This is a genomic window from Aurantiacibacter atlanticus (assembly GCF_001077815.2).
GTDB classification, from domain to species: domain Bacteria; phylum Pseudomonadota; class Alphaproteobacteria; order Sphingomonadales; family Sphingomonadaceae; genus Alteraurantiacibacter; species Alteraurantiacibacter atlanticus.
In genome coordinates, this window is sequence record NZ_CP011310.1 from 781,636 (window position 1) to 800,248 (window position 18,613).

An 18,613-nucleotide genomic window follows, 5' to 3' on the forward strand; every position below is an offset into this window, starting at 1 on the left:
AACTATCTGTCATACCAATTGTCTAGCCCCTGTCAGCCGAGGCGTCCGGTCGCCAGGAAGCGTTCCCTGCTTTGGCTGGCACGCTGCTGCACTTCCCGAAGCGCCTGCTGCTCGGTCGTGTCCAGCATGTTCTCAATCAAGCGACTGAAGTGTTCGCGCATGGCGGCCCTTGTCCCTGCAGCATCGCGCGCTTTCAGCGCATTTACTACGGCAATGTGCTCATCTGACCGTTGCTTGGCATCATGCACGCAAACCGCCTCATACGTTGCTTTGACCTGAGGAATTTTCTCTCTCATGCGCCATAAAGACTGCACGGTGTGCACCAGCGCCTGGTTTTTGGAGGCTTTGGCGACCAGCATATGGAATTTTTCGTCAGCATCATTGGATGCCTTTCCATCGGAAACGCTCATCACCTCGATCAGCTCTTCGAGCTGCTCAATTTCCGCATCTGTAATGTTATGCGCGGCAAGTGCCGCAGCTTCGGATTCGATCAGTAACCGCGCCTCGGTAACTTCGAAAGCACTCGCAACGGGCAGCTCCCCGTGACTGCCCCCGGGCGATTCACTAACATAGACGCCGCTGCCGGTCTTGATTTCGAGACGGCCGGTTGCCTGAAGAGCAATTTCCGCCTCCCGAATGGTCACGCGGCTCACGCCCAGCCGCTCGGCCAGTTCGCGCTCTCCGGGCAGGCGGGATCCTGGGGGATAGGCACCCTCTTCAATGAGTGCCGCGATCTGGGTTGCGACGGTCTGGTATAATCTTTTCGCGGCCATTGCCTGTTCTGTTACCTCTGATTGGTCTTAGCTTGGTCTAATTCGTACTCTTTATCCTACCAATTTCAGTTTGTAAGGGGAAGGGGTCAGGCGGAATACGCCCGCCCGCCTCCGCGATCAAAACTTAAAGCGAATACCGGCGAAATAGCGCGAGCCGTAGACCTGAATGGCACCAAAATCATCGGTAGCGCCGCGATAATTGACCCGCGGTTCATTGAAGAGGTTGATGCCTTCAAGGCGCACCGCGATATTATCGGTAATGTCGTAGGAAATGCGCGCTTCGAACACGCCCGTATCGTCGACATAGCGGACACGGCCAGGGGTCGACACGAACTGCTGGAAATAGCGCGAACGATATTTGTAAACGCCCTGCAGGTTGAGCTTGCCGATCTGGTAATAGACCTGCGCCGACAGAACATGCTTCGACAGGCCGAAGATATCGGCTGACGGGATCAGCCCGCTATTCTGGACAATTGTTTCGTTATTCAGCACGCTGGTAGTAGCGGCCAACGTATCGTCTTCGAATTCGAAGTCCGAATTGGCGTAGTTATAGCCAATCTTTAAGCCAAGACCGTCAAGCGGCTGCGGCAAATAGCTGAGGCGGAGGGCGACCGACACTTCAAGACCATAGATCGTGCTTGTATCGGAAGACGTGTTAATGGTGCTTACCGGCGCCTCGATCTCCATCCCGTCGACGATAAAGGTTTCGTTGCGGACAATAGTGTCGAACCCGCCGTTGAAGCTCTTGCAATAACCGCCCACGGCAACAATCGTATCTGCATTCGGATACCACTCCACCGATGCATCGAAGTTCCATGACAAAAGCGGATCGGTAAATGGATCGCCATTGGCTGTCACAAGGCCAAGCGCTTCTTCTACGGTTGGGAATTCCTCATCTTCGTCAACGGACGAGAACGAACGACCATAGCCAAGGTTCGAAGGATCTGGGCGGGACAGCGCGCGGTATACTGCAACACGGCCAAGTATCTCCGGCGCAAATTCCGCCATCAGGTTAAAGCTCGGCAGAAACTCTGTATAGGAATCCCCCCGGTCACCGTGGCGAGGTTTTCTGAATCCTCTATCAGGCTGATAGTCGCTTCATCATCGCCTCTCTCCCAGACTCTAATTTATGCCCTCAGCCTAAATGGCCAGACCATAATGTCAACGAGAGTAGCAGACCAATTAGCCCGTTAGGGGCACGTTAAAGCGATAGATACCAGATTTGAAACTGGTATAGTTTAGTATTGTCATGAGGCGGCGTAAAGAAAAAGCGCCCCACTTGCGTGAGGCGCCTCTCCCTTACCCAACTGAGAATTTAGAGGTTCAAAAGCTCACCGAAGCCCCGAAGGTAATGCGGCGATCAGGCAGGCCCTGGAAGCACAGCAATCCACCTTCATTGACGCAGGACTGCGTAATCTCAGACTTTGTCAGGTTCACGCCTTCGATGCCGATGTTCAGGAAATCCGTCACATCGTAATTGATGCTGGCATTGAGCTGGCCACGCGCCTCTGTGACGGTGGGGAAACCCAAGGTTGAATTGAGGGTCGCGCCGCCAGCAGTATCCAGCGTCCTGAAGGCATCGCGCCATGTATAGCGAGCGCGGGCAGACAGACCGTATTTCTCATAGAACAGCGTGACGTTGTAGGCGTGGGGCGAGAAGTCGAGCAGCCCCTGCACCGCTGTGACGGTTCCAACACCAGGGTTGATCGCTTCGAAGATCTGCTGACCGCGGGAAGATGCGCTATTGGTCGCTTCGCCGCCGCCAAACTCCTGATAGGTATAATTGGCGATCACACCAAAACCCGATGCAAAGCCCAGCGCGTCCTCGAATGATGAAAGGTCATATTGAAACGCGACCTCGATGCCGGTTTGCGTAGTGCTTCCGGTATCGTTGATCGTCGTCTGCAAGGGAACGCAGATGCCAGTTCCGGGGACGTTGGAAAGAACGTTGCGGTCAGCGATAGGATTGAAGATACCGCCGCCTTCGCAAGGATTGGTGATGTCCCGGAAACCCATGCCATCAAGCGCGACGTCGTCCACCTGGGTGACGAACAGGTTCGTGCGCTTCTTGTGGAACGCACCAACGCTGAATACCGCGGCCGGAGCAAAATACCACGACACTGATGCGTCATAGGATTGCACAGTTTCCGGGGCGAGGCCTGGATTGCCGAATTCCACCGGATCATTCGGACCGGTCGGGTAGGTGAAGGAGGTCGACAAGTCGTTGAAATCGGGACGGTTGATGTCTTCAGTATAGGCCGCTCGCAAGATGATTTCCGGCGTGATCTCCGCGATCACATTGATGCGCGGCAGGAACTCATTGTATCCGCCGGTTGTCACGACCTGCGAAACGACGCCACCGGCCGTCGTGTTGCCGAGTGAATCGATCGAAGTGTCCACATAGCGCAGGCCGATATTGCCACGAATGGGACCAGCCTCGAAATTCAGCTGCCCGTAAATAGCATGCGTTTCTTCATCAATGTTGAAGAAGGCATCATCGCTGCTCGTTGGATCGGAAAGCGAACGCATGCCCGGAGATTGCTGGAGTGCATTCTGCAGAATGTCCAAGGTGCCATCAGGATCATTGAATGCGCGATTGGGATCAATCAGCAGGAAGTCCCTGAAAAACAGGGTCCGACCGTCAGCATCGCCAAAATTGGTCGGCCCGGGGACCAGCAGTTCCGAGAACAAGGTGCCGCGCGGGCTGTCTGCCATCTGGCTCAGGCCAATGCTCGACCCCACTTCGTTGAACGTGCTGGATCGCTTGTTGTAGCGATAGCCAATGTCGATTGAAGTGATGAAGGGCAATTGGTCATAGGTATCGTAGGAAATGTCGATGCGGGCGGCATCTTCGGAATTGTCCGTCGTATCCCGGCCCACGGTAACCGCATCCAGCACTACATTGGCCGGGTTGGTAAGATCGGCAACAGAGGGCGCGAGCGGGGAATCGAAATCAACACCGAAAGCCAGAGATCCGCCGGAAAGATCGTAAATGAACGGAACGGCATTATCGTTGGCGTTTGTGACCGGCGTGTTCGGGTTTATGAAGTTGAGTGTGGTGCTCAAATTCGGGCTGACCGTGTCTGAGCTCGTGGTTGACGCTTCCAGGCGAACGGTCAGGTTTCCGCGTTCCCATTCTGTGCCGAGACGGAAGAGCTTGCTATCGGTAAGCCGGGCGCCCGTATCACTCGAAAAGCGCAGATTGGGATCGTCTGCGTCTGCGGCCAGGTTAGGCTGAATGGTGCCGACCTGCGAAGCCTCGATGCTGCCCAGATCCACACCGTCGAGAGAACCGAAATCGACCGTTTCAAATGCATTCGGCACGTTGAAGCGGCTGACAGTGCTTACGCCCGATGCCTGGATGCGCGAGCTATCCTGCCTGCGCTCCTGATCATTGATGATCGTGTCGAAGAATAACTTCAGATTTCCTGAGGGTGCCCACTCCAGCGTACCGGCAAAGTTGATCGTTTCATATTCGAAGTTCTCCAGTTCCTGATTGAGGAACTGAATGCCGAGGAAGGGGAAATCCGGTCCCGGTGCGCCGCCAGCTGTAACTGCACCATTTGCGGGAACGAGGTTGTCGCGGTCAACACGCGGTCGGAACGATGTTGCCTCCTGCTCCGCATAGCTGGCGGCCAGCACGATGCCGATATCGCCGATTCCGGTGCTCCAATTGTCACCGAAGCTGGCCGCCACGCGCGGGGAATAGCTGTCGGAAAGCTCCGCATATTCGGCCTGAACGCGCACGGTAGCGACACGATCGCGAATATCGAGCGGACGGATTGTGCGTAAATTCACGGTGCCGCCAACGGACCCTTCGGTCGTACTCGCTGTAGGAGCCTTGATGACTTCGACAGATGCAATGATTGCCGCGTTAACGTCTTCAAAGCTGATGCCACCACGGCCAGAGCCCGAACCCACGGTGCCGACACCGTTGATCTCGGTGCGGTTGTCATTGGTGCCGCGGATCTGCACGCCGGTGCCGACGCCGGCTTCTCTGGTGATTTGTACGCCGGTGACGTTTTCGAGCACCTCGGCGAGGTTTTGATCGGGCAGCTTTCCGATGTCTTCTGCCTGAATGACTTCAATCAGGCTATCTGCAGTGCGCTGTTCATTAAGTGCGCTTTGCAGCGAGCTGCGAATGCCGGTGACGATAATCGCATCACCCTGATCGGCTGCGTCTGCAGGTGGCGGAGCGGCGTCCTGCGCAAAGGCAGGCATGGCTGCCAGAGCCATAGAGGTTCCGACAAGCAAGCCGGCGATACGTCGTGATTGGCGATTCGCAAGGCGAATCGCGCCGCTCCTATTATGCATCCTACTCTCCCAGTATATCTTCGCTTTGGCGTTATTATTCTCTGCAGTTTCTAGGTCGGCATATAAAAATGTCAACCGACTAGTCATACCATTTGAAAAAATTCTGTCATACCAATATGCCTTCGTAGAGCTTGGGCGTTCTTCACTCGGCCTTGGTCTGGGGCCTGTCGCACCCGAATTTTTTGAAACGCGCTGCCCATCTTCAGAACATCTGGAATCATCCTCGAATGAATGCCAATTCTGCTACAGCCTTTGGTGCCGGCACTTATGCTTTCGCTTCCTGTCACCATGCATGCCACTGCGCCGCGGGCCACCGACGCGACCGACCCAGACGACATTCATTTCTCCGAAACTACAGGGAAAGTTGTTCCGGCAGGGCGGCCTGCGTCAGGGAAGGGCAGGTCGTGGGGAAGGAGAGCTTATCGGCAGGTCCGGTTCCACTGGACAGTCCACCGGCCCACATGTGCATTATGAAGTGCTAATGGACGGCCGCTCGATCAATCCACTGTCTTGATTGCTTCTCAGAATGCTTCGCCCACACCTGCCGCTGCAAACTGCATAATCTCGCGCCAGTCCACGCCCTGCCAGTTGAGATAGCCGATGAGTAGCGCCGCTGCAGCAATAGCCACGCCATAGGGCAGGCTCCTCGACCAATTAGGCCGAGCACTGACAAGCGCCATCGCGCCAAATATTGCAACGAGCAGAGCGCCTGCCAGCGCGATCGCCGAGGCAAGTATTGCGCATTGCCCCACGGGGAACCACAAGGCGATGGCGGCATAGAACTTCGCATCGCCCCCGCCCCAGACGCGGAACCGGTAAAGGATCATGCCGACGAGCAAGGCAATGATGAAATGGGCGAGGTGAGCCCAAATACGGCTCCAGCCCGGATCCGCTGCCAGAACAATTGCGCCGCCAATTAGGATCAGCAGGTTGAGCCAATTTGGTATCGTGCGCCGCAATATGTCGAGCAATGCGCCGACCAGCGCCAGGGCGGCGAGCACTCCAAATGCGAAGTTTGTCATTCAACCCTAGCTCGCAGGCGCCAGCGACACACTGATCGGATATGTTCTCTGCTCGCGCAATATCAATTGGCCGGTGACTCTGATGTTGGCGTTTCCATTGGCGTTGGCAAAGCGGGATTGCGACGAGGCATCTGCTTGCGCGAATGGAATGGAAGCAAGCTTCATGGTCACCGGATATTGTGGAGCGGTGGCTGCAAGTCTGGTGTCTGCCGCCTGTCGGCCTTCAATATGCATCACTGCCGGGCGCGGAGCCTGATCGGCCATTGCGCGTTTGGTCCAGTCTTCCCTGCTTGCGATGTGGACCTCGCGTATTGATGAACGGGTCATGCGATCTTGGGGTGTCGGTCCAATATCGGCGTCCAGCGCACTGGCAATGTCTTCCAACTGCGAGTTTACCTTTGATGTCTGTGTATCCTCAGTTTCGCCTTGCGCAAGCCGCACAGCTTCGTTCACTTCACGGCGAGCCAACATGGTGTTTTCGAAGCGAGCAGCATTTCTGGCGTACCGCTCGTCCGCCGGGGACACCTCGACCGCCTGCATGAAGAAGCGCTCCGCCAGATCATAGCGACCCAGACGATCATATGCGATTGCCATGCCGTTATAAGCATCGCCCGCGAAATCCGGATGATAGGACGCCTGCCGAAAGGCGGTGATGGCAGCACCCGGACGTTGTGCATGGAGGTGGCGGCGGCCATCCTGGATGCGCTGGGCAAAATAACTTGTCATGTCAGGCCGCACCGAATCGGCGCGGTCCATAATTCCCATGTCGAAAGGGAAGCCCTGACAGCCGGCGGTCACCAAAAAAGCGGCGCAGACGGCCACGCCTTTAAACAGCCCCATAGGATTACCCTCCTGTCATCATCGGGAAAATGTCTCTGACCATACGCACACCGGCGGGCAGCATGATCACGCCGATCATCGTGGGCAACATGAACACAACCAGCGGGATGGAAATCAGCACGGGCAGTCGGTAGGCTTTTTCTTCCGCGCGCATGCGGCGCTTTTCGCGCATCTCTTCGGCATAGACGCGCAAGGTTGCCGATACCGATGTGCCGAGCTTGTCTGACTGGATAAGCAAGGTCGTGAAGCTGCGAATTTCATCTACGCCGGCAGCATCTGCCATGCGTCTGAAAGCCTCTTCACGTGTGGCGCCAGCGCGCAATTGCAGGACTGCGGTGCCGAGCAGGGTGGCGACCAGGCGGTGCGATCGGGCAATCTCGCGCGTCACACGGTCAAGGGCGGCCTCGATAGCTAGGCCCGCTTCCATGCACACCAGCATCAGATCGAGTGCATCGGGAAAACCATTGACCACAGCCTCGCGCCGGCGGTCGGCCTTGGCAGTGATGAAGAGCGATGGAAGCATCAGGCCCAGAAGGCCGAGAAAGGAACCGATAAGATATATTGCGAAGAACGATGGAGGCTCGGGCCGGGTCAATGCGATGAGAAGATAGATTGCGGGCAGGATGAATATCAGCGCAAGTCGCGCCAATGTGTAGATCCGCGGCGCTGCTGGGGACGAGAAACCGGCTGAAATCAGTTTTTGCCGCAGACGGCCATCCCTGGAATCGCCAAGATGTAGCCCAGTGCGTTCCACCGCATCCGCAATTGAAGCCCATGCGGATTGCTTTTCGTCCCTATATGCCGACAGTCCGGGCGTTTTGTCCGCCATACTGTCCTGCATCGTCCGCAATTCATTGCGCACCGAAGATCGGCGATCGACAAGCAGGAGCGTTATGAAAACACTCACGACCACAAGGACGAAAAGCGCCAGCAGAATGGCAGCTTGAAGGACATTGCTGGCGAGGATGTTCTCAAGCATATCAGACCTTTAGATCAACCAGCTTGCGGATCATGAGAAACCCCAGAAGATACATCACCATCAACAGGATGAAGCCGGTGATGAATGCCGATTCCTGCGCCACGCTGAGATAGAATTCTGGATTGACGAGAAACATTCCCACGAAGGCGAAAATAGGCAGGGCGGTCAGCAGATAGCCTGTCATCCGCCCTTCTGAGCTGAGCGCGCGCACCTTGAGATAAAGCGATGCCCGTGCACGGATCACGACCGAAAGGTTCTGCAGAATTTCGGCAAGGTTGCCGCCCGTTTCATTTTGCACCGTGAGGGAAACGACGAACATGCGGATGTCATCGAGATCCCAGCGCTCTGCCATTTCACTCAATGCCTCGGTAAGCTCTGCCCCATAGGAAATCTCATCCGAAACAAGGCCGAATTCGCTGCCGATTGGATCTTCCATCTCCACGGTGAGAATGTTGAGTGCCGAAGCAATCGGATGACCTGCGCGCAAGGCCCGAACAAAAACGTCGAGCGCAATCGGGAATTGCTGTTCGACACGCCGCCGCCGCCGCGTGGCAATCATCGACAGGAGCATGAATGGCAGCATGAAACCGATGCAGAGTGACAGCACGGCTGAAAGAAGAAGGACACCGGGAGTGGCCGGAATATCCGAAGTCGCGATTGTCAGCAGGATGATGGCAAGCACAGTTAGCGTAGCTATGCTCATCGCAAACTGGATCTGGACGATAGAGAAGGGCACGCCAGCAGCAGCAATCGTGCGTTGCAGGGCCAATGCCGGCACGCGGAAAATGGCTGGAACGCCGCGCATTTCCTTCGGCTGGTTCTTGCGCAACATGGCAACAATCTGTTCGCGCTCCAGTCCGCGCTTGACGAATGACAGGCGCTTGTTGACCGCGCGGGTGTGGGCCGTGCGTGACCAGCTGAAGTTCAGGACCAATTGGCTGACAATGAAGACGGAGGCGAAAATCGCCAGAAGCACACCGATACGGATAACCGTGTCCATGGCAGTTAATCCAGTTTCAGATCAGGGCGGAACAGTTCGGACGGCAGACTGATGCCCGATTGTTGCGCGTGTTCAAGGAACTTGGGCCGAATACCGGTTGCTTCAAAATGGCCGACGACCTGGCCATCATCGGTGCGGTCTGTGATCTTGAAGCGGAAGATCTCCTGCATCGTGATGACATCGCCTTCCATGCCGGTGATTTCAGAAAGGCTGAGAACCTTGCGTCGCCCGTCTGAAAGTCGACCTACTTGCAGAACAACATTGATGGCCGAAGCGATTTGCGAGCGGCTGGCCTTCGGCGTGATGTCGATCCCGCTCATCCCGATCATCTGTTCAAGACGCGAAAGGGCATCGCGCGCGGTATTGGCGTGCACAGTGGTCATGGAACCATCATGGCCCGTGTTCATCGCCTGCAACATGTCGAATGCCTCGCCAGCGCGTACCTCGCCAACAATGATGCGATCGGGGCGCATGCGCAGCGCGTTCTTGACGAGATCGCGCTGCGTGACTTCGCCGCGTCCCTCAATATTGGGAGGGCGCGTTTCAAGCCGGGCGACGTGATCCTGTTGCAGTTGCAGCTCAGCGCTGTCCTCAATCGTCACGATGCGCTCACGTTCGTCGATGAAGGACGACATGGCATTGAGCATTGTCGTCTTGCCCGACCCCGTACCGCCTGAAATCAGCACGTTGCGACGTGACTGGACGACTGCCCGCATGACCTCTGCCATCGCTTCGGGCATTGAATCCAGTTCTACAAGCCGTTCAATACCGATGCGCTTCTTGGCAAATTTACGGATTGAGAGAAGCGATCCATCTACTGCCAGCGGCGCGACAATCGCATTGACGCGTGAACCATCCGCCAATCGGGCATCGACGAAGGGTGAGCTTTCGTCGATCCGCCTGCCCACTGCGCTGACGATTTTCTGGATGATGCGCATCAAGTGACGCTCATCCTTGAACTCGGTTCGTACCCGGTCGAGCAGGCCAAAGCGTTCGACAAAGACATGCTTGGGACCGTTGACCAGAATATCGGTCACGTCTTCATCCTGCAAAAGCGGCTCGAGCGGGCCAAGACCGAACAATTCGTCAAAAATGTCCGAGATCAGATGCTCGCGCTCGCTCCGGTTCAGGACCTCGTCTTCCTCAACCAGCAATTCTGAAACGATTTCACCGATGCCGCTCTTGAGTTCCTCGGGCAGCATCTTGTCCAGAGCGCTCAGATTAATTCGGTCGAGCAAGGCCCTGTGGATCGATACCTTGAGTTCGAGCATGCGGTTGTCGCCTTGCCCGGTGCCAAGGATCTTGACGGTTTCACGCTGCTTTTCTGCCAGATCGCCAACCTGCGCCGGGACTTGGCCCGATGTTTCGGCGGCGATGTCTGCTTGCCTTGGCTGCATATCGGCTTGGCCAGGTCTGGATAGTGACCATTTCATGCGGTTTCTCCGCCAAGAAGCACGGAGAATTTGTTGGCAAGCTGCGCCACATCCTTGGCGAACACGCCTTTGCGGTTCACCTCGGTAACAAGCTTACCTTCATCCTGCGCCTGGACAAGTTCGGTCTTGTCTTCCCGAATTGCGGCCAGCACATCCTGATTCAGCGTTTCGGCCACATCGTTTAGAGTAATTCTGGCGAAACGGCTGAGCGAAGCGCGATTGACGATGATGTCCACATGGTCACTGCTGATGCCGACCTCGCGGAACATTTCGAGGTGACGGCGTGTCTGGCGCAGAGGGGTCAGCGATTGTTCCGTGACCAGCAACAGCCGATCAGAACGGTCAGCAACTGACAGGGACCAATTTGTCCAGGACGATGGCAGGTCAATCAGCAGGATGTCGAATTCTGCTCGCGCAAGCTGAATGATGCGATGCACCTGATCAATATCGACTTGCTCGATTGGCAAGATCTCGCTCGGAGCAGCAATGATGAAGATTCCATCGCGCGCTTTAACCGCAACATTGCGGATCATATCCTGATCAAGCCTGTCCTGCGCTTCCAGCAGATCCAGGACACAGCGCGTGGATTCTATTCCTGTATATGGCCCGCTCTGCCCCGCCTGAATGTCGAGATCGAGGATGCAGCAGCGCAGGGCCTTTTTGCTGCGACGCACCAGCGCATCGGCCAGATGAACGAGAATGGAAGTGGCGCCCGAGCGGCCCATTGAGCCGATTACGCAGGCCGTAGGGGCAAGCGCCACGGGCTTGGCCTCGGCCATCTTTGCGCCGACATTGTATATCTCGGATGCGAGCTCTTCGTTATCAAATGGCAGGGCCACGACATTTGTAATGCCGTGCCGCAAAAGCGTGCGCATAACGCGAATATCGGGATCATTTACAGCCGCGATAATGGGAAGATCGGGATAGGTGCGGCGGACAAATTCCAGCCGCGAAAGTGTCGCAAATTCCGATGCGTCGACTTCAAGCACAAGCAGTTCCGCTTCGTGCAGGCTGGCCGGTTCCAGGGAAGCATTTGCCGGAACGGGAACGAATTGCACATTTTCAGCTGGCAAGGCGTTGCCGCTGCCGATTCTGGAAATCCAGCTATCGTTGGCAATAACGATTGTCTGCGGCGCCTGACCGACCGCGCTATCGGGTGAGAGTTTCAAGATATCCTTCATGTCGGTTTCGCTCAATTCCCACCTCTGCCCAGACCATCTTCCATTGTGAGCGAATGGCTGGTTCCTGGAAGCCCCAGATCACGCAATGTGCCAAGACTGAGCGGTTTGAAGGGGAGTGATTGCACGGTGATAGTGACGATCGGATCGACGTCCGATCCGTTGGGGTCACCCGCATATCCTAGGCCCGACCAGCTATAATCGACCCTCACACTGTCCGCTCCGATTCCGCCATATTGGCTGTTCATGCGGACAACGATATCGTCAAAAGCCTGCTGGCCATTTGCCGATACCGTGGTTGGAAATGCGCAGGAGCCGCCTTGCGCGCATGCGCAGGAAACCGTGCCGCCGGTGGAGGTGCAGGTGACTCCCGGAAAGCTGGATTGCGGGACGACATCGCCCTGCGGAATATTGCCGCTGACAGCGAAAGAGTAATCATAAAGGCCGCTTGGAATCATGTCCGTGACCACGGCAAGACGAGTGCCCATTTGCGTGGCCTTTTCGACCTGGCCGACATTCCACATATAGCGGCCGACATCGATTGTCCCGAGCAGCAGCAGCAGGAGGAGCGGCAGGACGAGCGCGAATTCCGCTGCCGATGCGGCGCGATTATCACGCAGCAGGGTTTTAAATCCGTTCATAGACCGGCCACCGCTGCCTGCGCCTGTGCCACGACATCGATATTGCCGACATCAAAACCAAGCATGCCGAGAATAGGCGTATAATCGAAGCGGGTGGACACCGTCACAATGGGCGCGGCGCCATCTTCCAATGTACGATACAGGCCGGTGCCATATCCGCTGTCACAACTAACCGTGATTGTGATATCGCCGGCTTCCCAATCTGCGATACGAGAGTTGGTGCCATCAACCGTTCCCGAAAGCGTAACATTCCTAATCTGCGTTTGCATGGCTGCGGCGGTCGGACCTGTGGCAGGGTCTCTTAACGCCCCTGTTCCGGAACAGTCGAAATATGCAAATCTGTTACGCGAGGCATAGCGTGCGCCTTCGCGGACATATTTGATCGCCTTGTGCTCAGTCTGGAAATAATAGCCTGCTTCCATGGTGGTGAACAGCAAGGCAAAGGCCATGGGCAGGATCAGTGCCATTTCCACCGCTGCGGCAGCGCGCGTGTCGCGGATCGCGCGATGGATGATCCCGATCATCACTCGATCAACCTTGGCAGATCACGGCGGATGGTTTGCGCGGAAGAGCCATTGTCGCCGCCAATATCGGTGCGTCCGATGACTTCGGCATAAACGTCGAAGGCTTCGGTGTAGGTAACATTGCAGCCGTTACCGCTCTGGCATCTCTTCCTGGCAATAGCCGGCTCGACCATGAAGACATCGATCCAGCTGCCGACTGCAAGTTCTCTGTTATTAAGGTTGTTATGGCCCGTGCCTGTGGTCAGTGCGGTGCAGTTCAAAACCGCTACGCTCAGCCTGCGCCGGTCTGACTGCGACCCAGGGACCAGTCCATAAGGAGAATTGGGCAGCGCCAGCGAACGGCCTGGTTGCGGCTGGGCATAGGCATAAGTGTTACCGCTCACATTTTTGGCTATGCCGGGAAGTGTGCCTGCAACCATTTGATCGGCTTCCCACCGATAAACCTGATAGCGGGTCGGATAACCTTTTGGCTGCGCTCCGTAAGTCAGGGCCGAAACCTGACCTGCATAATTCGCCCCGAAATTGGACAGCCAATAGGCGTTGATGTCCCAGTCTCCCGTTCCCATCCGTGCGCTTTGACCGCCATTGTGGGCTGCGCAATCGCCGTCATTGTTCCACGCATGACAAAGGTCGCGCGGGTGCCCCATGATGGCGGGCGCGGCCGTAGCTCCGAAAAGAGTGGCATATGTCGCCGTCGATGTCGGTCGATAGGCGTTGAGATGCGCATTTGCAGCCGACCCGGCCTGATAGACGCTCCAATTGCTGTTGTTCTGCTGCCTGACAAAATCCTTGCGCACATTGACTGACGGGGAGCAGGTGCCGCTGATACCGTTGATAGATGGGCAATTATTGCCATTTCCGGGCAGATCGAACCTTGTGTTGATTGCGTCCATCACGCTAGCGTTGAGACCGTTCTTGACCTCTACTCCGTCAACAGCCGTGCAATCGCCACCGCGCACGTCCCAGCCGAGCGCGGCCTTAAGGCCATTCGCTCCGGTTCCGAAGCTGGTTTCGAGAAAACCGAAGGCACCTGGCTCATAGGATTCATTGCCGACCAGCTTGACGCCTGCACCAATATTGTTGTCGACATCGAATTCCAGATAGGGATCGGTGTTGTTCGAAGGTTCGGTCGGATTGCAGATCATCAGCGGAGGAACACGGCAAATTGCGGTTCCAAGACCGGCAAGCGCCTGGCCGCGCGCAGGGCTTTCTATCAAGCCGCCAATCGCAGTGAAACTGTAGCGGGCAGACCTTTGGTCCACGATGACTTCAACGAAGCGTGCACTCTCGTCCGTGGCCGCGACACTCGTCTTGGCTGAATCCTCATAGAATGTAATACCGTTGAAGGATCCGCAGGAGTCATCCGCAATGCTGATAGTTGTGCCGCCGTTGACCGTGACAGCATTGCCCATAGAATCATTGGATAACAGTGTGATATTGCGGAGCAGTTCTACCGCCGCATTCCCGGCGCGGGCGCATGCGCCGTCGGTTTTGTCGAGTTGTGTCACACCGGCAAGCGCTGCCTGATCTGCCGCAGTCTGCATTTCGGAATCAAGCGACATGATGCGATTGTAATCGAACGCCGCACCCGCCACGATGATCAAACCCGTTATCGCGATCGCATAGGTCGCTGCAACCGCACCGCTCTGATCTTGAAGATAGGTTGATCTGCGAGACATGGTGCTGACTCCTCTTAAATCCCTCCGCCGCCGCCGCTGCCAATAGACGTCGTGTCTTCGCGCTGAGGCTGCACGACCTGACGATCACGATAGCGCTGGACCGCCGCTGCAACCTGCGCTGCGCTGGTCACCATCGGCGCTGCGTAAACAGGATCTGGATTGACGACCATCGCGGCAAAAGTCTGGCGATTAGCTTCGCCGAACGCCTCTGGATCATACATGCCCGATTTCACCCCGTGGGTGCCGGCGCATGCGGCCAGCGTGCTGGCGAGCGCTGCTGCGGTAATGGCGGCTTTAATATTCATAATCCGATCCCTCCACCTGATTGGCTTCCACGCTCGGGGTGGAAGGCGCGAGTTCCTGCGGCTGATAGACGTCGCCGTTCAGGAGCACATCGGCTGCGGGCGGCGATGGCACGCGGTCAGTCGGCAGGCGAACCTGATCCGGCCTGATCGGCTGGACCAGTCTTGGCGTGACCACAATCAGCAATTCGGTTTCACCACGCTGGTAGCTGCTCGACCGGAACAGGGAACCAAGAATCGGAATAGAGCCGAGTAGTGGCAATTGCCGTACCGAGGTCTGCGTTTCATCACGCAGCAGGCCGGCGATCGCGAAGCTTTCTCCATCCCGCAACTCCACTGTGGTCCGTGCGCGCCGTGTCTGCAATCCGGGAACGGTCAGACCATTGACGGTGACCGATGCACTTGGGTCGATGGAGCTGACTTCCGGCTCCACCACCAGATTGATGACATTGCCGCCAAGCACGGTCGGGGTGAAGGCAAGGCTGACGCCGAATGGCTTGAACAGGACGGTTATGGCATTTCCGCCGTCGCCGCCGCTGTTACCTTGCGATACTGGCACGGGGAATTCCCCACCCGCGAGAAAAGAGGCGCTTTCGCCCGACAGCGCGACCAGCGTCGGTTCCGCCAGTGTGCGCGACAGGCCATTGCGTTCCAATGTGTCGAGATAGGCTTCGATGCTGACATCGCCCAATTCGAACAATGCACCGAAGACGCCGAAGGAATCGGTGATTGCGCCGATAACAGGGGTCGCCGAGCCATCGATACCCGGCACCAGACTTGCGCCTTCGCCAACCGCCGCGCGGAAATCGCCATCACTATCGAAACCAAAGCCGCTTATGCCAAGTTCTTCGCCAATGGTGCGGCTGACTTCGGCAAAACGCACTTCCAGCATGATTTGCTGGCTGGCGCCGATGCCGAGAAGGTTGATAACGCTTTCACCGGCATAGGCAGTAGCTAACCTCGCCGCCTGGTCAGCCGCGCCCGGATTATTCACCGTGCCCGATAGCACGATAGAGCCGTTCGAAAGAGTAACGTCGATGGGGTGTTCTGGCAGCAAAGCGCCAAGCTGGCGACGCATGCCATCGACATCGGGACCGACCGACACATCCATCACCGCAATCACGCGATTGTTGTGATCATACAGCGTGAGGCTGGTGGTCCCCATGGACTTTCCCAGGACATAGATCGAGCGATCCGAAATCGGCAATACATCTGCAATTTCGGCATTGCCGATCATCGCGCGTTCTATACGATCGCCGGTGGTCACCACCTGACTTTTGTTGATGGGAACGATCAATTCACCAGCGTGCAGGCCGTGATCATTCTGCATCTGTGCAGCAGCTGGCATTGCGGCGACCGGAGCGACCGCAGCAGCGATCACCATAGCCAGTGCGCGGAGTGGCGTGGAAGAAGATTTCAACTTGCTCATGATCAACGTCCCCTGAACCTGCCGACCGGATATTCGGTCGATTCCGTACCGCGAATGACCGACATGGTCGGGCCGGTATGAAGGGGCGGCGCGGGCGGTCCTGATGCTTGCTGCGGACCATCGGCATAGCCCGGCGGCGCAAAGATGAATTGCGGGGAAGCCGGCGCACTATTTGCGGACGGCGCGGTGCGCTGGCCGGCAAGATAAATGCTGGGATCGCCAAGATCACGCGATGTCACGGTGAGCATCGGCCCCGGTTCCTGATTTTCGACATTCCGCAGCGCCATGGTGAGCTGCCCTAGCCGGTTGGCGAGAACCAGCTTCTGCGCGCCGAATTGATCGACCTGAAGCACAGCCGTGCTGCCGACAGCAGGATCGGTCGCATCTTCGCTAGCGACCTGATCAACCGCAAGGACCTGCACCCCTTCCATGATGACATCGGTCATCAGATCATCCGCGCCAGCTCCGAGGCCCGGAATCTGGCGGGTAAGGAATATGTCCACGGTGTCATTGGGCCTGACAAAGCCCGAAACACCGCTGACGGCAGTCACCGGAATGGAAATGGCGCGCATGCCCTCGGGAAGGATTGCGGAAAGCACCGCGCGTCCACCTGCGCCGCTGACCTTGTCGGCAAGGATGGGTTCGCCCGGAACAATGGGGCGCAGCGCCACGCGGCCGCCCATCATCGCATCTTCCATGCTGTTGAATGACCCCGCCGGAACGGAGCCGGCGGGGAAATTCTGCATGCGCAGATTTTCAGTGGTGAGAGGGGAGCCGAATTGGAGCGGCTGGGTCGCAACAACTATGCGGGAAAGTTGCTGTTCCTGAGCGACACGTTCTTGTTGATTCTCAACGCCGGAAAACCAGGCATTGGCCAAGACTACGGCAATAATGCCCAGAACAACAGCTATTGCTAAAATCGCGAGATTACGCGGCCCCATGACTTTCCCCCCAGAAAGTTTATTGTCCGATAACTATAGACGAAAAAAAGGCCTCTGCGAGCTATTTCTCGCAGAGGCCTTTTTTTGGGACAGTTGATCAGCACACAATGTCGTTCGACGCACCACCGGTACCGGTATATGTGCCGTCATTGCATTCATGCACGTCTTTGCCCGCACCTTCGATGGCAGCTTCCACGTTAGCGCCCAGATAAAGAGCGGCAGCGCCAATGCCAACGCCAACAACGGCGATGATCAGGGCGTATTCGGCAGCCGAAGCGCCAGTTTCGTCAGCAATAAAGTTCTTGATAAAAGTTTTCATGATATTTCCCCCAGTAATCAGGATTCACACAGAAATGGTCCGGCATCTATTTCCGGGCACCGATCTAGTCTGAGGTAGATTTCCATCCGCCAGCCCCCTGTTCGTATCATTTCCATTTACGGTAGATCCGTCAGTCCTGGCGTTGGAAGTTTGCCCCTCCGACAACACTAGGCCCTGTTGACAAACAGGATTCACAAACGGGCTGAGTTGTGATTCAAGATAGCTTTTGCGGAGGTTATCTTGGCGCGGTTGCTGATGGAGGATACCGAGTGGGCATTCTTTGAACCCTTTTTGATGGCGATCCGGGGGCAAGGCGGTCGCCCGGCCTCCAACCACCGCCTTGTTCTCGATGGCATTTTCTGGATTGCTCGCACTGGTGCTGCCTGGCGTGATCTGCCTGAAGAGTTCGGCAAGTGGTCGAGCGTGTATCGCCAGTTCCGGCGCTGGACCCTAGCCGGACTTTGGGAACTGGTGCTCGATGCCCTCAACGATAGCGGCGCAGCGCCAGACAGCGTCCAGATGATCGACAGCACCGTGATCCGCGCGCACCACTTGGCAGCGGGCGCAAAAGGGGGACTCAAAGACAGGGTTTTGGCCGTTCAAAAGGTGGCTTCACGTCCAAAATCCACCTCATTAGCAACGCTCACGGCCTCCCTGTCCGGGCGGAAGTAACCGGCGGTGAGGTTTCCGACTTCAAGGGCTTTGATGCGCTGGTCGATGATGATCTGCCAACCGCTCGCGTATTCCTGGCCGACCGGGGCTATGATAGCGACCATATCCGCAAAACGATCGCTGAGCGTGGCGGAACACCAGTGATCCCGGCCAAGGCCAATCGCAAAGAGCCGATCCCGCACGACACCGTCACCTACGCCTTGCGGAACCGCATAGAGCGGTGCTTCGCCAAGCTCAAATGCTCGCGCCGCCTCGCAACCCGATACGACAAAACCTCAGCAAGCTATCTCGGCTTCATACATATCGCAGCCGTCCGCCTCTGGACAAATCAGTTTGTCAACAGAGCCTAATGGTCTGCCAAATCGCCTCCTTGGTCAATGAAACGTTAAAGGCGTAGGATAAATCTCCCGATTCCAGTGGGCTGCATAGACGATTTCTTAAAGAAATTGGTTTATGGCTATTTAACCATACTGCCTGAAGGCGCAATGCGGTCATGGATTCTCAAATCGATTCGCGCGATTGGTAAGTTAATCGCATCAGTCGAATTGCAAATGCCGATGGAATTCG

At 56.6% G+C, this 18,613-nt stretch carries 16 protein-coding genes and 2 pseudogenes; 2 read left to right on the forward strand and 16 right to left on the reverse strand.

Annotated features, from left to right (window positions below; all coding sequences use genetic code 11):
• Positions 1-32: 32 nt before the first annotated feature.
• The 3 genes and pseudogenes from CP97_RS03810 to CP97_RS03820 all read right to left on the reverse strand — a co-directional run bounded on the left by CP97_RS03810 (position 33) and on the right by CP97_RS03820 (position 5,009).
• Entirely contained in the window at positions 33-773 is a 741-nt protein-coding gene (locus CP97_RS03810) for a FadR/GntR family transcriptional regulator (protein ID WP_048884858.1), read from the reverse strand.
• A 117-nt stretch (positions 774-890) separates the two neighbouring features.
• Positions 891-1,817 (reverse strand): annotated as a pseudogene (locus tag CP97_RS03815) (TonB-dependent receptor domain-containing protein); the annotation flags it as partial.
• 279 nt (positions 1,818-2,096) lie between these two features.
• A complete protein-coding gene (locus CP97_RS03820) occupies positions 2,097-5,009 on the reverse strand; it encodes a TonB-dependent receptor (RefSeq protein WP_048884860.1) in 2,913 nt (970 codons plus the stop codon).
• 370 nt (positions 5,010-5,379) lie between these two features.
• On the opposite strand from CP97_RS03820, the gene CP97_RS16690 reads away from it, so the two are divergent.
• A complete protein-coding gene (locus CP97_RS16690) occupies positions 5,380-5,601 on the forward strand; it encodes a M23 family metallopeptidase (RefSeq protein WP_335622382.1) in 222 nt (73 codons plus the stop codon).
• Between the two features lie 7 nt (positions 5,602-5,608).
• Here CP97_RS16690 and CP97_RS03825 read toward each other — a convergent pair whose 3' ends face one another.
• The 13 genes from CP97_RS03825 to CP97_RS16460 all read right to left on the reverse strand — a co-directional run bounded on the left by CP97_RS03825 (position 5,609) and on the right by CP97_RS16460 (position 17,374).
• The gene (locus tag CP97_RS03825) at positions 5,609-6,109 is read right to left on the reverse strand and encodes an A24 family peptidase (RefSeq protein ID WP_048884861.1); all 501 of its coding nucleotides are present in this window, start codon (positions 6,107-6,109) and stop codon (positions 5,609-5,611) included.
• A gap of 6 nt (positions 6,110-6,115) precedes the next feature.
• Positions 6,116-6,949 (reverse strand): tetratricopeptide repeat protein, encoded by an 834-nt coding sequence (locus tag CP97_RS03830; RefSeq protein WP_048884862.1) that lies wholly within the window; start codon positions 6,947-6,949, stop codon positions 6,116-6,118.
• 4 nt (positions 6,950-6,953) lie between these two features.
• Complete coding sequence (locus tag CP97_RS03835) at positions 6,954-7,928, reverse strand: type II secretion system F family protein (RefSeq protein ID WP_048884863.1); 975 nt, start codon at positions 7,926-7,928, stop codon at positions 6,954-6,956.
• A 1-nt stretch (position 7,929) separates the two neighbouring features.
• A complete protein-coding gene (locus CP97_RS03840; RefSeq protein ID WP_048884864.1) occupies positions 7,930-8,928 on the reverse strand; it encodes a type II secretion system F family protein in 999 nt (332 codons plus the stop codon).
• 5 nt (positions 8,929-8,933) lie between these two features.
• Complete coding sequence (locus CP97_RS03845) at positions 8,934-10,199, reverse strand: CpaF family protein (RefSeq protein ID WP_418202085.1); 1,266 nt, start codon at positions 10,197-10,199, stop codon at positions 8,934-8,936.
• Between the two features lie 158 nt (positions 10,200-10,357).
• Complete coding sequence (locus CP97_RS03850) at positions 10,358-11,557, reverse strand: CpaE/TadZ family protein (RefSeq protein ID WP_149036410.1); 1,200 nt, start codon at positions 11,555-11,557, stop codon at positions 10,358-10,360.
• The gene (locus CP97_RS03855) at positions 11,554-12,180 is read right to left on the reverse strand and encodes a TadE/TadG family type IV pilus assembly protein (RefSeq protein WP_048884866.1); all 627 of its coding nucleotides are present in this window, start codon (positions 12,178-12,180) and stop codon (positions 11,554-11,556) included. The genes CP97_RS03850 and CP97_RS03855 overlap by 4 nt, the downstream gene beginning before the upstream one ends.
• The gene (locus tag CP97_RS03860) at positions 12,177-12,704 is read right to left on the reverse strand and encodes a TadE/TadG family type IV pilus assembly protein (RefSeq protein ID WP_048884867.1); all 528 of its coding nucleotides are present in this window, start codon (positions 12,702-12,704) and stop codon (positions 12,177-12,179) included. The genes CP97_RS03855 and CP97_RS03860 overlap by 4 nt, the downstream gene beginning before the upstream one ends.
• Positions 12,704-14,383: a TadE/TadG family type IV pilus assembly protein gene (locus CP97_RS03865; protein WP_048884868.1), complete on the reverse strand. Its 1,680-nt coding sequence runs from the start codon at positions 14,381-14,383 to the stop codon at positions 12,704-12,706. Before CP97_RS03865 ends, CP97_RS03860 begins: the two co-directional genes overlap by 1 nt.
• A 14-nt stretch (positions 14,384-14,397) precedes the next feature.
• Positions 14,398-14,688, reverse strand: coding sequence for a hypothetical protein (locus CP97_RS03870; RefSeq protein WP_048884869.1), 291 nt, complete (start codon positions 14,686-14,688; stop codon positions 14,398-14,400).
• Entirely contained in the window at positions 14,678-16,114 is a 1,437-nt protein-coding gene (locus CP97_RS03875) for a type II and III secretion system protein family protein (protein WP_048886700.1), read from the reverse strand. The genes CP97_RS03870 and CP97_RS03875 overlap by 11 nt, the downstream gene beginning before the upstream one ends.
• A gap of 2 nt (positions 16,115-16,116) precedes the next feature.
• On the reverse strand, positions 16,117-17,055 hold the full coding sequence (cpaB, locus tag CP97_RS03880; protein ID WP_048884870.1) for a Flp pilus assembly protein CpaB: 939 nt from the start codon (positions 17,053-17,055) through the stop codon (positions 16,117-16,119).
• A gap of 97 nt (positions 17,056-17,152) precedes the next feature.
• Positions 17,153-17,374, reverse strand: coding sequence for a Flp family type IVb pilin (locus tag CP97_RS16460; RefSeq protein ID WP_048884871.1), 222 nt, complete (start codon positions 17,372-17,374; stop codon positions 17,153-17,155).
• A gap of 294 nt (positions 17,375-17,668) precedes the next feature.
• On the opposite strand from CP97_RS16460, the pseudogene CP97_RS15825 reads away from it, so the two are divergent.
• Positions 17,669-18,309 (forward strand): annotated as a pseudogene (locus CP97_RS15825) (IS5 family transposase); the annotation flags it as partial.
• Positions 18,310-18,613: the final 304 nt, after the last annotated feature.

What these genes read in the sequence shown, in the direction of transcription:
- CP97_RS03810 (WP_048884858.1), bottom strand. Translation starts at nt 773, where the DNA reads ATGGCCGCGAAAAGATTATACCAGACCGTCGCAACCCAGATCGCGGCA.
- CP97_RS03820 (WP_048884860.1), bottom strand. Translation starts at nt 5,009, where the DNA reads ATGGCTCTGGCAGCCATGCCTGCCTTTGCGCAGGACGCCGCTCCGCCA.
- CP97_RS16690 (WP_335622382.1), top strand. Translation starts at nt 5,380, where the DNA reads ATGCCACTGCGCCGCGGGCCACCGACGCGACCGACCCAGACGACATTC.
- CP97_RS03825 (WP_048884861.1), bottom strand. Translation starts at nt 6,109, where the DNA reads ATGACAAACTTCGCATTTGGAGTGCTCGCCGCCCTGGCGCTGGTCGGC.
- CP97_RS03830 (WP_048884862.1), bottom strand. Translation starts at nt 6,949, where the DNA reads ATGGGGCTGTTTAAAGGCGTGGCCGTCTGCGCCGCTTTTTTGGTGACC.
- CP97_RS03835 (WP_048884863.1), bottom strand. Translation starts at nt 7,928, where the DNA reads ATGCTTGAGAACATCCTCGCCAGCAATGTCCTTCAAGCTGCCATTCTG.
- CP97_RS03840 (WP_048884864.1), bottom strand. Translation starts at nt 8,928, where the DNA reads ATGGACACGGTTATCCGTATCGGTGTGCTTCTGGCGATTTTCGCCTCC.
- CP97_RS03845 (WP_418202085.1), bottom strand. Translation starts at nt 10,199, where the DNA reads ATGCTCGAACTCAAGGTATCGATCCACAGGGCCTTGCTCGACCGAATT.
- CP97_RS03855 (WP_048884866.1), bottom strand. Translation starts at nt 12,180, where the DNA reads ATGAACGGATTTAAAACCCTGCTGCGTGATAATCGCGCCGCATCGGCA.
- CP97_RS03860 (WP_048884867.1), bottom strand. Translation starts at nt 12,704, where the DNA reads ATGATCGGGATCATCCATCGCGCGATCCGCGACACGCGCGCTGCCGCA.
- CP97_RS03865 (WP_048884868.1), bottom strand. Translation starts at nt 14,383, where the DNA reads ATGTCTCGCAGATCAACCTATCTTCAAGATCAGAGCGGTGCGGTTGCA.
- CP97_RS03870 (WP_048884869.1), bottom strand. Translation starts at nt 14,688, where the DNA reads ATGAATATTAAAGCCGCCATTACCGCAGCAGCGCTCGCCAGCACGCTG.
- CP97_RS03875 (WP_048886700.1), bottom strand. Translation starts at nt 16,114, where the DNA reads ATGAGCAAGTTGAAATCTTCTTCCACGCCACTCCGCGCACTGGCTATG.
- cpaB (WP_048884870.1), bottom strand. Translation starts at nt 17,055, where the DNA reads ATGGGGCCGCGTAATCTCGCGATTTTAGCAATAGCTGTTGTTCTGGGC.
- CP97_RS16460 (WP_048884871.1), bottom strand. Translation starts at nt 17,374, where the DNA reads ATGAAAACTTTTATCAAGAACTTTATTGCTGACGAAACTGGCGCTTCG.